Source organism: Anaerorhabdus sp. (genome assembly GCF_036657415.1).
Classification (GTDB): domain Bacteria; phylum Bacillota_I; class Bacilli_A; order Erysipelotrichales; family Erysipelotrichaceae; genus Anaerorhabdus.
Genome location: NZ_JAVXGL010000014.1, coordinates 1 through 11,804 on the forward strand (window position 1 = coordinate 1; position 11,804 = coordinate 11,804).

Annotated in this window: 11 protein-coding genes; all 11 read right to left on the reverse strand. The window is 33.0% G+C overall.

All coding sequences use genetic code 11. From position 1 onward, the window contains the following. Positions 1 to 12: 12 nt before the first annotated feature. Positions 13 to 225 (reverse strand): helix-turn-helix transcriptional regulator, encoded by a 213-nt coding sequence (locus RSB60_RS03340; protein ID WP_323382277.1) that lies wholly within the window; start codon positions 223 to 225, stop codon positions 13 to 15. 122 nt (positions 226 to 347) lie between these two features. Then, positions 348 to 2,750, reverse strand: a complete 2,403-nt coding sequence (locus RSB60_RS03345) for a glycogen/starch/alpha-glucan phosphorylase (RefSeq protein ID WP_332614537.1) — start codon at positions 2,748 to 2,750, stop codon at positions 348 to 350. Continuing rightward, positions 2,737 to 4,638 carry a 1,4-alpha-glucan branching protein GlgB gene (glgB, locus tag RSB60_RS03350; protein ID WP_332614539.1) on the reverse strand — a complete coding sequence of 634 codons (1,902 nt, stop codon included), beginning with the start codon at positions 4,636 to 4,638 and terminating at the stop codon, positions 2,737 to 2,739. Before glgB ends, RSB60_RS03345 begins: the two co-directional genes overlap by 14 nt. A 206-nt stretch (positions 4,639 to 4,844) precedes the next feature. Further along, the gene (locus tag RSB60_RS03355; RefSeq protein WP_323382263.1) at positions 4,845 to 5,675 is read right to left on the reverse strand and encodes a PTS system mannose/fructose/sorbose family transporter subunit IID; all 831 of its coding nucleotides are present in this window, start codon (positions 5,673 to 5,675) and stop codon (positions 4,845 to 4,847) included. Further along, the gene (locus RSB60_RS03360) at positions 5,659 to 6,432 is read right to left on the reverse strand and encodes a PTS mannose/fructose/sorbose/N-acetylgalactosamine transporter subunit IIC (RefSeq protein WP_323382262.1); all 774 of its coding nucleotides are present in this window, start codon (positions 6,430 to 6,432) and stop codon (positions 5,659 to 5,661) included. The genes RSB60_RS03355 and RSB60_RS03360 overlap by 17 nt, the downstream gene beginning before the upstream one ends. 18 nt (positions 6,433 to 6,450) lie before the next feature. After that, a complete protein-coding gene (locus tag RSB60_RS03365; protein WP_323382261.1) occupies positions 6,451 to 6,924 on the reverse strand; it encodes a PTS sugar transporter subunit IIB in 474 nt (157 codons plus the stop codon). Between the two features lies 1 nt (position 6,925). Continuing rightward, positions 6,926 to 7,663, reverse strand: a complete 738-nt coding sequence (locus tag RSB60_RS03370) for a BtpA/SgcQ family protein (RefSeq protein WP_332614542.1) — start codon at positions 7,661 to 7,663, stop codon at positions 6,926 to 6,928. 14 nt (positions 7,664 to 7,677) lie between these two features. Continuing rightward, positions 7,678 to 8,097, reverse strand: a complete 420-nt coding sequence (locus tag RSB60_RS03375) for a PTS sugar transporter subunit IIA (RefSeq protein ID WP_332614544.1) — start codon at positions 8,095 to 8,097, stop codon at positions 7,678 to 7,680. Positions 8,098 to 8,158: 61 nt separating this feature from the next. After that, the gene (locus RSB60_RS03380; protein WP_332614546.1) at positions 8,159 to 8,890 is read right to left on the reverse strand and encodes a GntR family transcriptional regulator; all 732 of its coding nucleotides are present in this window, start codon (positions 8,888 to 8,890) and stop codon (positions 8,159 to 8,161) included. Between the two features lie 150 nt (positions 8,891 to 9,040). After that, on the reverse strand, positions 9,041 to 10,465 hold the full coding sequence (locus tag RSB60_RS03385; protein WP_332614548.1) for a 6-phospho-beta-glucosidase: 1,425 nt from the start codon (positions 10,463 to 10,465) through the stop codon (positions 9,041 to 9,043). 11 nt (positions 10,466 to 10,476) lie between these two features. Further along, the coding region (locus RSB60_RS03390) for a glucose PTS transporter subunit IIA (protein ID WP_332614550.1) at positions 10,477 to 11,804 on the reverse strand (1,328 nt) is incomplete at its 5' end.

Here is an 11,804-nt window from a genome sequence, read left to right on the forward strand (position 1 = left end):
AACGATTTTCTTCTACTCATTACTATCCTCCTCAAATTCAAAAATTTCTTCTACTGAAACTTTTAAAATTTTCGCTATTTTAAGTGCTACCAATACACTTGGGTGATAGTCTCCACACTCTATCGAACTAATTGTTTGTCGAGACACACCAACGAGTCGGCCAAACTCTTGTTGGTTAATACCGGCAGCTACACGGTATTCCTTAACTTTGTTTACTAAAGGCATAAGAACTCCTTTCATATGACAAGTATTCTTGTCATGAATACTTTATCATTGCCAAGTTTTCTTGTCAACAAAAAAAGTCGACTATTTATCGACTTTCTTATTTTTATTGAATATTTGTCTTATTATATTTTGATTGGACGAATATGCCAAATATCTTCTGCATACTGACGAATTGTTCGATCACTAGAGAAGAAATGTGATTTTGCTACATTGACAAGACATGACTTAGCCCATTCTTCTTTATTTAGATACTTTTGTTCAATGACTTCTTGTGCCTTAACATATGCATCAAAATCAGCTAATACTAGATATTCATCATTGCGATATAATAAATCATCGACAATAACTTTGAATTCATTTGGATCACTTGACCATGTACCATCTACTAATGAATCAATTGCTTTATGAATACGTGGATCATTATCATAATAATTTCTAGCACGATAATATGGTTTAAGTGCCGCAACCTCTTCAACTGTTAGTCCAAAGATTACATCATTTTCACGTCCTACTAATTCATCTATTTCTACGTTTGCTCCATCAAGGGTTCCTAATGTAATTGCCCCATTCATCATAAATTTCATATTACCAGTACCACTTGCTTCTTTACCAGCAGTAGAAATTTGTTCTGAAACATCGGCTGCATTCATTAATACTTCCGCTAACGAAACACTATAATTTGGAATAAATACTACCTTAATCATTCCTTTAACAGCTGGATCATTGTTAATCACAACTGATAGTTTATTAATTAGCTTAATAACTTTCTTCGCAAATACATAAGCTGGTGCAGCCTTTGCTGCAAAGATATATGTACGTGGATGAATTGTATACGTAGGATCACTCTTTATACGTTGATATTGATAAATAATATGTAACACATTCAACAACTGACGTTTATAGGCATGAAGACGCTTTGCTTGAACATCAAAGATGCTTGTACTATCTACAAGTATTCCTGTTCTATTTTTTATTTCTTCAACTAAAATTTCTTTTCGTTGTTGTTTTACATGTAAGAATTCTTGTTGAAGATTCTTATCATCTACATAATTCATTAACTCTTCAATTTTTTCAAAATCATCAATGAAATCAGAACCAATTGTATTTGTAATTAATTTTGTAAGCTGTGGATTTGAATAATATAACCAACGACGTTGGGTAATACCATTTGTTTTATTATTAAATCGTTCTGGATAAATCTTCACGAAATCTTTAAACAAATCACGTTTTATAATTTCACTATGAATTTTCGCAACACCATTAATACTATGGCTACCAATTACCGCTAAATTAGCCATGTGCACTTGATCATCGCGAATAATTTCTACACGATGTGCCATATCACTATCACCAGGATATTCAATCGCAATCTTATTTTGGAAACGATTATTAATTTCTTCTATAATCATATAGATACGTGGCAATAAGTTTCTTATATAATCAACTGGCCATTTTTCTAATGCTTCTTGAAGAATAGTATGGTTTGTATAAGCCATTACTTTAACAACCATATTCCATGCATCCATCCACTCATAACCATAATCGTCCATTAAGATACGCATCAATTCTGGAACTGCTAATACAGGGTGAGTATCATTCAACTGAATTGCAACTTTATCTACTAAATTATCTAAGTTAGGATAAACTCTTAAATGAGCACGAATAATTGCATTTAATCCTGCACAAACAAAGAAATATTGTTGTTTAAGACGCAATATTTTTCCTTCAGGTGTAGAATCATCAGGATATACATTAAGACAAATTTCTTGTACTTCGGCTAAATACTTTCTGAAGTCTTTATTTGAAGGTAGAATATCGCTCGCTTCTGCTGACCACAAACGAAGTGTATTCGTTTCTTTTGTTCCCTTACCTACAACAGGCATATCATAAGGAACTGCCAAAATATTCTCGGCATCAACATGGTCAAAATGGAATCTTCCTTCTTGATCTTGTGATACATTCACATGTCCCCAAAATTTAACATTAACAGCATGTTTTGGTTTACGAACTTCCCAAATATTTCCAAGTTTCAGCCATTGATCAGGAACTTCAACTTGATTACCATCTTGGTCAATTTTTTGTCTAAACAAACCATATTGATAGCGAATACAGTTACCATTTCCTGGAAGTTGAAGTGAAGCTAATGAATCAAGGAAACAGGCAGCTAAACGTCCTAATCCACCATTACCAAGACCAGCATCTGATTCTAAATCTTCAAGCTCATTAATATCAATTCCTAATTCTTGTAAGCCTTCTTTAACTGTATTATAGATACCCAAATTCATTAAATTATTTGTAAGTAATCTACCAATAAGAAATTCCATTGAAAAATAAAACATTTGTTTATCTTCATTTTTGGCAACTTCTTCTTTTGTTGCTTTCCAGTTAAGACTCGCATATTCACGAACCATTTCACCTAAAGCCATGTACTTTTCTGTACGGTGTGATTGTTCAACTGAACGTCCATACATTTCTGCGATTCTTAATTCAAACTCATTTATAAACTCTTCTTTATTTGTGAACATTTTTGGTCTCCTTTGTTCTTGTTGGTTTTACAGGTTTTTTTGTTTCTTTCAATGTTGTTTTATCAAAACGTAAGATGATACCACCAAAAGGCGCTAATCGAACATGTATACTATTTTCAAGATTATTCATCTTATCTTTCTTACTACGTATTGGTTTAAAATTACACATGTTACAACCATCATAAATATCTCTTTCTGAATTGATTAGCTCTGTATAAGTTCCTTTATAAGGAACTCCTAGTTTAAACTCTTCAAGTGCAACAGGAGTCATATTTAAAATTGTAACTAAGATTTCATCTTTGCTTTCACGATAGAATGAGTAAATACTTTGATCAGCATTATCCGCATCTATCCATTTAAAACTCTTATTATCATAATCATTTTTACTTAAACATTCATGATGAAGATAAATTTTATTTAAATCTTCATAAAACCGCAAGAAACTATCATGCCTAGGATAATTTAGTAAAAACCAATCACATTCTCTTGATTCATCAAATTCCCTAAACATACCTAATTCATTCCCCATGAAAGATAATTTCTTTCCAGGATGTGTCATCATATAAATATATAAATTACGTACTTGTGAGAATTTTTGATCATAATCTCCCCACATTCTATCCACAATGGTCTTTTTGCCATGGACAACTTCGTCATGTGATAGTGGTAAAATAAATTTTTCTGAATAGAAATAAGCCATTGAGAAAGATAAATTATTGTGGTGATATTTTCGATAAATTGGATCTTTTGCATAGTAAGATAACGTATCATTCATCCATCCTAAGTCCCATTTATAATCAAATCCTAATCCTGAATCCAATGGTGATTGTGTTACTTTTGGATAATCACTACTATCTTCCGCAATTATCATAACACTTGGATATTCTTTATTGAGGTAATAATTCATACGGCGCATGAATGTTAATGCTCCATCATTTGTTCCGCGATCTTTATTTCCTTCCCAAAAAATCATATTCGCAACTGCATCAATTCGAATACCATCAATATGATATACATCACACCAGAAACCGGCACTACTGATTAAGAATGACCGTACTTCTTCACTCCATAAATCAAAGTTACATGTTCCCCATTGACTATTCGCATCACTAGGATTTTTATATTCATAAACAGGTTTTCCATCAAATTCTCTTAAACCATGACTATCTTTTACAAAATGTACTGGTACCATATCCATAATGACACCGATACCATTGCGATGACAGGCATCTACAAAATGCGCAAACTCTTTTGGATTACCATATCTTGATGTACATGAGAAGTATCCAATTGCTTGATATCCCCATGAACCATCAAATGGATGTTCACCTAAAGGCATAAGTTCAATATGTGTAAATCCTTTTTCTTTTACATAAGGAATTAATTGTTTTTCTAATTCAAGATAGTTAAACCACTGTCCATCTTCATAACGCTTCCATGATCCAGCATGAACTTCATAAATATTCATTGGCTTATCAATATTTTTAGTCCGTTGTTTCATCCATTTTTGATCTTTCCAAACAATCTCATCTAGATTCACAATCTTTGATGCTGTTTGAGGACGTGTTTCACTATAAAACGCATATGGATCTGATTTATCTAAAATTTTCCCATCCCAACTTGTTATGCGATATTTATAAGTTTCCCACTCTTTTAATCCTGGAATAAAAAGACTCCAAACTCCTGTATCTGTCGTTCTTTCCATGAGATGATTTTCACCATCCCATCCATTGAATCCACCTATAATTTGTACTTCTTTTGCATTTGGAGCATACACGGTGAAACGAACACCTTCCTTTGCCTCATATGCAAAATGAGCACCGAACAATTTGTATGAATCAATTGCATGCCCCTGATGAAAGCTTTCTATTATTGTAGTGTAGGTCATAAATACCTCCCTAGATATATTTTCATTTTACCATTATTCAGATTAAATTCCTATTGATTTTTGACCAGAATCCCCTTAATAAACCGGTTTTATTAGGTTATTCATCACTTGTGAAAAATAAAGAAAAAAGAAGACTATGTTGCTATGACATAATCTTCAATTTCATTTTATATTAACGAATACTATTTAATAAATATAAATGATGTTTATAGCCCAAAGATAAATGAAAGAGCACAGCATACCACTACTAGTGATAATAAAATTGTTGTTGTTTTTACCTTTTTACCTAAAATCCAATACATGAATCCAAAGACACCTAGTTGTATTAGACATGGCATGATTTGATCTAAATAATAAGTTAGTGGTTGTGCAAAATCTCCGCTACCTACCATAATTGGTAAATCTAACCAGATTTGTTGACAAATCATTCCACCAATAACCATTAAACCAACAATTCCTGCATAATATGATACTTTATTCATAATTCCACTCTTAGCAATTTTTTCAATAAAGCTAGAGCCAAATGAATAACCAAATTTCAAACTATAATAACGAATAATAAATGCTGGAATATTGAAAATAAGTAAATATAGAATAGGTCCTAAGATATTTCCTGCTGCGGCAAAGGAGATAGCAATCCCTGCTGCGATTATTCTTAATGTACCTGGAATTAAAGAGTCCCCAATTCCCGCTAATGGACCCATCAATGATGTTTTTACCGCATTGATAGAATTTCCATCAAACTCAGGATTATTGGCATTTTCTTCTTCCATTGCAGCATTGATTCCCATAAGTAATGGTGATAATTGTGGTGTGATTGCCATGAATTCAAGACCACGTTTCAATGCTTCAACTCTTTTTTCTTCATCTTCTTTATTTGGGTATAACTTACGAACTACTGGTGTCAATGCATATGAATAGGCAATATGTTGTTGACGTTCATAGTCCCATGAAATATCCAATTGACATGAGCGAATAAAGATTTGATTTAATTCTTTTTTTGTTAGTTTTTTCATACTACTAGAACTCATTGTCATCTTGAACACCTCCATCCATTACAACAGTATTATTTTTCTTTTCATTAAAGAATAAGAATGCTACGATACATGCTCCAATTCCTGCAAGACCAATAATTGGCATATTGAGATAAGCACACAATAAGAATCCAAGGAATAAGAAACATGCTAATTGCTTGTTCATAATCATTCGGGCAATCATCGCAAACCCAATCGCTGGGATTAATCCCGTAGCGTAATTTAAACCGCTGTTTAACCATTGTGGAATACTTGCAATAACACTTTCAATTACTGGTTCACCAAAATAGAATGCCAATGCCACAATTCCTGCTTGTGGAATAATTTGAACCACAATCGCAAGATAATGCATCATATCAACACCATTACAATCACCTTTTTCAGCATAACGATCTGCTTTATGCCCAATAATTGGAACAACGAACATCATCATGAAATTAGATAATAATGCTGTTAATGTTGCTACGGGTACTGCAAGAAGAACTGCTGAAGCAATGTCTGCACCTGATAAGATAACATATGCAGTTCCTAGAATTGCCCCTGATGTATAATCTGGGGGATTACTTGCACCAATTGGGAATGCCCCTAACCAAACAAGTTCCAAGGTCGCTCCTGCCATAATTCCTGTTCTTAAATCATTTAATGCCCATCCAACCAATGTAGAAACTACAAGGGGTCTGCCTATATTTGAACTTGCAAAGAAACTATTCAAATAACCAAAGGCAGCGATACAAAAGATTAATAATGCTTGTACTACCATTTTACCATCCTCCTTTTTTTATTTAATAAGGTCCATTACATCTTGACCCTTATCTTCCGGTACCATTTTTACTTCAACGGCTATTCCTCTTTGATTCATATCTTGTAATCGTTGAATCTCTTCAGGTGAAACAAATACAGCCATTGATATTTGTTTTTTACCTTCCTCGGTTTTAACTCCCCCCAAGTTTACATTTTTAATTGATGGAACTTGTTTTGTTAGTTCATCCGCATCTTTTATAGATTCAAGAATAATCATTAAATGATATTTGTCAGTAACACCTGAGTTTAAAGCTGTGATTGAATCTTCCATATTTTTAATTACAAGTTTTACTCCACTAGGAGCTGCCATTCTCAACGCTGACATACGTAAATTGTCTTTGGCAACTTCATCGTTTGCGATTAAGATACAATTTGTCCCTAAGCTCTTTGTCCACGCAAAGGCTACTTGCCCATGCAATAATCGATGATCAATTCTGACAAGTTTTATCATGTTATTTCCCTCTCATTCTTTTAATAATATCTGTAATTTCCTTCACGTGTTCTGCACAAACATCGCCTGTATCTATGCGCGTATCTTTGAAATAACTACCAATGATTGCTGCATCCGCAATACTCATTTGTTCTTCCAAAGTTTCTTTCGTTATTCCAGCAGCAACAATCACTGGGAAATCACCAACCGTATCTTTGAACTGCTTAATTTTTTCGATGGATGTATTTTCACCTGTTGCTTCTCCTGTAACACAAATACCATCACAGCGCGTCATTGCTGTTTTCAAATCTTCCTCAACCGTATGACTTGAAAGAACAGGTTGATATTTAAAGCGAACACCCCCAATTAAACAAGCATCTGAATTTTCTCTTTCAATTTTGAAAAATTCATGTAGCGATGGTTCATCTCTTTCTTTTACATGTCCTACCACAGAATCTATTTGAACAAACTGTGCATGATATTTATTAGCTAAATGAAATCCTAAATGATCAACATTTAAACAATTTACGCCATACACGACTGGAAGATTACTTTTTTCTACATATTCTAGTATTCTTTCAAGTTGATAGTAATTACCAAAGTATGTTTCTAAGATAATACCATCAACACCATGTTCGATATAAATTTCAATTTCTTTTTTGGCTCTTTCAAATACATCTTCATCGTCTTTTCCTTTTAGATGAATCATGCCAATTATTGGTTTTTCATTTTGAAATAGTGATAAAAAATCTTTACTCATTCTATTACCTCTTTCTAAAAGTCATTTTCGACTTGCTCAGCATTGCTTTGGGCAACTATAAATTTAATACCCTCTTTTGATTCTTGTAGTATCTCTTCGATACTGCTTGGATTTAGTTGTTCAGTATAACTTAGCAACAAGTTCAATACGATAGGTAAACTCAATCCTGTAAACAGCTTAACATTTGGATAAAATGTCAATGGATACATTGCCGAACAAACACTTGCACCATATAAATCCGTTACAATAACAAATTCGACATCTTGATTATTCGTAATCTCTTCTTGTAATTGAGTTGCATAATCAAGTGGTGCACTTCCTGGCATTAAACAATAAGTTTCAATTGTTTCGGCTAAATCTCCAGTAATAAGCTTCGCTGCATCTTTCATTCCCTCAGCTAGTTTTCCATGTGATGCTAATATAATTCTTCTCATCATATCCTCCTTTTAGGCGCACTAAAAACAACTTTTTTGATTTACTACTTTTATTCAAAATCTATTTGTTACTTGATCTTACTGTAAACTTATATATATCACTACGAATATACTGTTCGTTATAATAAAGCACTTGATTTGAATCACCAACTACAACTTGACTCACATACAACAAAGGTGTTCCAACAACACAATCTAGATGTTTCGCTTGTTCCTTTGTTGCATATTTAATTTCAATAACATCATCAAAGAATTTCGCTGTGTTTCCAGTATTTTCACGAATAACATCCAGCAATGGTTGTTGTTCAACTTTTTTATTAAGCATAAAATCAAAATTTGCTATAAAATAATCTTCTTCAAGCATACTCGCATGACCGTCAATAAATCGTAAACGTTGAATATGAATCGCTTTTTCATTTTCATCAATATTCAGTTGCTCACAAATTCGTTTATCAACATACTTCAAATCTCTGGATAATATTTCTGTACTTGGTGTTTTCCCCATTTGAATACATGACTTTGTAAAACTACCTTCAGCACTCACAATTTCAACATAGACAGGTAATGAAACAAAAGTTCCTTTACCATGCTTCTTAACAAGCACATTGTCATCACAAAGCTTTTGGATTGCACTTCGTACAGTAATTCGACTTACTTTATAAATTTGACTTAATTGATCTTCAGATGGGATTTGGCTCCCTACTTGATATTCCCCAACTGTAATTTTTTCCATTATCGCATCATAAAGCTGTTGATATAAAGGTGATGCTACCTTATTTTGTAGATTACTCATGATATCCTCCATTACGTTGTCTACATTATATCATATAAGCGATAATACGTGTTATGACATCTCTTTTATATAAGACATCATAACACATATTATTCAGTTGTCAAATACAAAAGAAAAGGAATTGTAACGATTTCTTACAATTCCTTTTAACTAATCTAAATTTTGTCCATTTGATTTAATCACTTCTTGATACCAAGAAAATGATTTTTTCTTATAGCGATTTAATGTTCCATTTCCACTTTCATCAGCGTCCACGTATATAAATCCATAGCGTTTTTTCATTTCACCAGTACTTGCACTAATTAAATCAATGCACCCCCATGTTGTATATCCCAGTACATCAACACCATCGATATTTATCGCATCTTTTAATGCTTTCAAATGACTACGTAAGTAATCAATACGATAGTCATCTTGGATATCACCATCATTAAATTGATCTATGGCACCTAAGCCATTTTCAACAATAAACAATGGTTTTTGATAACGATCATACAATATGTTACATGTAATTCTTAAACCAAGTGGATCAATTTGCCAACCCCACTCACTTGATTTCAAATAAGGATTTTCAACTGATGCAAAAATATTACCTTTTGCTGTTGATTTTAATTCGGTATTACTCGTTGCAACTAAGCTGTTATAGTATGAAAATGACACAAAATCAACAACACCTTCTTTGAGAACATTCTCATCATTTTCTTCGAAAGGTATTGTTATTTGATTACGCTCTAATTGCTTCAATGCATATGTTGGATAAAATCCTCGACATTGAACATCAGCGAAGAAATAATTTTCGCGATCCATTTTGATTGACTCCATCACATCTTCAGGATTACAAGAATATGGATATGCATTTCCAGCTGCAAGCATACAACCCAGTTTCATAGATGGATCTATTTTATGTGCTAAAATCACTGCCTTAGCACTTGCAACTAGTTCATGATGAGTCGCAAGGTAGCAAATCTCATCCCGGTTTTCACTTGCATCAAACATCAATCCTGCAGCCATGAACGGCATATGTAAAATCATGTTTATCTCATTGAATGTAATCCAATACTTTACTTTTCCTTTAAATCGATTAAATAACGTTTCACATAAATTCAAATAGAAATCGATGCATTGACGATTACGCCAAGAACCATATGTTTCTACTAGATGCAAAGGAACATCAAAATGATTAATTGTAACTAAGGGTTCAATATTGTATTTTAAACATTCATTTATTATATTCTCATAAAACAATAACCCTTCTTCATTTGGTTTTTCCTCATCACCGTGTGGATATATTCTTGACCAACCGATAGAAAAGCGGTATACCTTAAACCCCATTTGGGCAAATAGTGCTATATCTTCTTTATAGTGATGATAAGCATCTACAGCATAATGCGAAGGATATTTACCTTCTTTTATTTGATTATAGTGTAGCTTACCACTCGCAACTAAGAATCTTTGCTCACCCGAAGGAATTACATCAATGTTAGATAAACCGCGATGTCCTTCTTGATAAGCACCTTCAACTTGATTAGCTGCAGTTGCTCCACCCCATAAAAAATGTTTTGGAAATGCTTCCATGTACTTACCTCCTAACGAATTACTGTCAACAGTTCTTCTTTACTATTTAAGCCTGTTTCTATGATATCCATGAATTCAGATGAATTGGTAATAACAATCGGTGTAACCAAAGAATATCCTTCATTTTTTATATCTTCTAAATCAAATTCAAGTAACTTATCGCCTACTTGTACTTTATCACCTTGATGTACTAATGGTTTGAAATATTTTCCATCTAACTGAACAGTATCTACACCAACATGAATTAAAACTTCTATTCCATCATCTGAAGTTATTCCAATCGCATGTCCAGTAGGGAAAAATGCTGTTACTACACCACTCACTGGTGAAGTTACTTCACCTTTAGTTGGATCTATTGCTAAACCCTTCCCTAAAACCCCTTGTGAAAATGCAGCATCTTGAACATCTGATAAAGGACATACAGTTCCTTCCATTGGATAAAAGATACTTTGACGATTTAATAAATTTGGTTGTTTATTTTGAACTACAACTTCTTCTTTTTTATCATCTTTCCAAAAAATAGTTGTAACTATAAAACCTAATACCATTGCAGCAACTGCTCCAATGATTCCGATAATCATACTATCCATATTGTTATTCGCTGGATTAATCATTGCTGGAAATTCAAAAATTCCAAGTCCACCCATGATATATTCTTTTAAGTTCATAAAACCATAGAAAGCACCTACTGCTGCTGATACTAGACAACTAATAATAAATGGTTTTTTTCTTGGTAATAAAATTCCATAGATTGCTGGTTCTGTAACTCCAAAGATTCCAGAAATTGATGCTGGTAAACACATTTCTCTTAATTTCTTATCTTTTGTTTTAACCATCATTGCTAAAACAACTGCGGTTGTTGCAAATGTTGCTCCAAAGAATGGCATCATTACATTATCAAAACCTAATGTTGCAATATTGTTGATATACACTGGAATAAATCCCCAGTGAAGACCAAAGATAACCAAAATTTGCCATAAACCACCAACTAATGCGCCTGCAATTAATGGTGAGAAATCTCTTACTGCAATTACTGAGGTTGCAATCAAACTTGATGCAAATGTTGCGATTGGACCAATAACAATAAATCCTGCTACTAAAGATATTAGTAGTGTAAACATTGGTACAAAGAAGAATTTAAGTGAATCTGGTATGATTCTATTTGAAATTTTTTCTATTTTACTCGCAAAGAAACAAATCAAAATTACAGGTATTACTGTTGAAGTATAGTCCATCGTGATAATAGGTATACCAAACAAATCAATATACACGGGCGATTCAAATATTGTTCCCGCAAACAATGTAGTAAGAACTGGATTTGCTGCTGAAAGTGTTGAAG

What these genes read in the sequence shown, in the direction of transcription:
- RSB60_RS03340 (WP_323382277.1), bottom strand. Translation starts at nt 225, where the DNA reads ATGCCTTTAGTAAACAAAGTTAAGGAATACCGTGTAGCTGCCGGTATT.
- RSB60_RS03345 (WP_332614537.1), bottom strand. Translation starts at nt 2,750, where the DNA reads ATGTTCACAAATAAAGAAGAGTTTATAAATGAGTTTGAATTAAGAATC.
- glgB (WP_332614539.1), bottom strand. Translation starts at nt 4,638, where the DNA reads ATGACCTACACTACAATAATAGAAAGCTTTCATCAGGGGCATGCAATT.
- RSB60_RS03355 (WP_323382263.1), bottom strand. Translation starts at nt 5,675, where the DNA reads ATGACAATGAGTTCTAGTAGTATGAAAAAACTAACAAAAAAAGAATTA.
- RSB60_RS03360 (WP_323382262.1), bottom strand. Translation starts at nt 6,432, where the DNA reads ATGGTAGTACAAGCATTATTAATCTTTTGTATCGCTGCCTTTGGTTAT.
- RSB60_RS03365 (WP_323382261.1), bottom strand. Translation starts at nt 6,924, where the DNA reads ATGATAAAACTTGTCAGAATTGATCATCGATTATTGCATGGGCAAGTA.
- RSB60_RS03370 (WP_332614542.1), bottom strand. Translation starts at nt 7,663, where the DNA reads ATGAGTAAAGATTTTTTATCACTATTTCAAAATGAAAAACCAATAATT.
- RSB60_RS03375 (WP_332614544.1), bottom strand. Translation starts at nt 8,097, where the DNA reads ATGAGAAGAATTATATTAGCATCACATGGAAAACTAGCTGAGGGAATG.
- RSB60_RS03380 (WP_332614546.1), bottom strand. Translation starts at nt 8,890, where the DNA reads ATGAGTAATCTACAAAATAAGGTAGCATCACCTTTATATCAACAGCTT.
- RSB60_RS03385 (WP_332614548.1), bottom strand. Translation starts at nt 10,465, where the DNA reads ATGGAAGCATTTCCAAAACATTTTTTATGGGGTGGAGCAACTGCAGCT.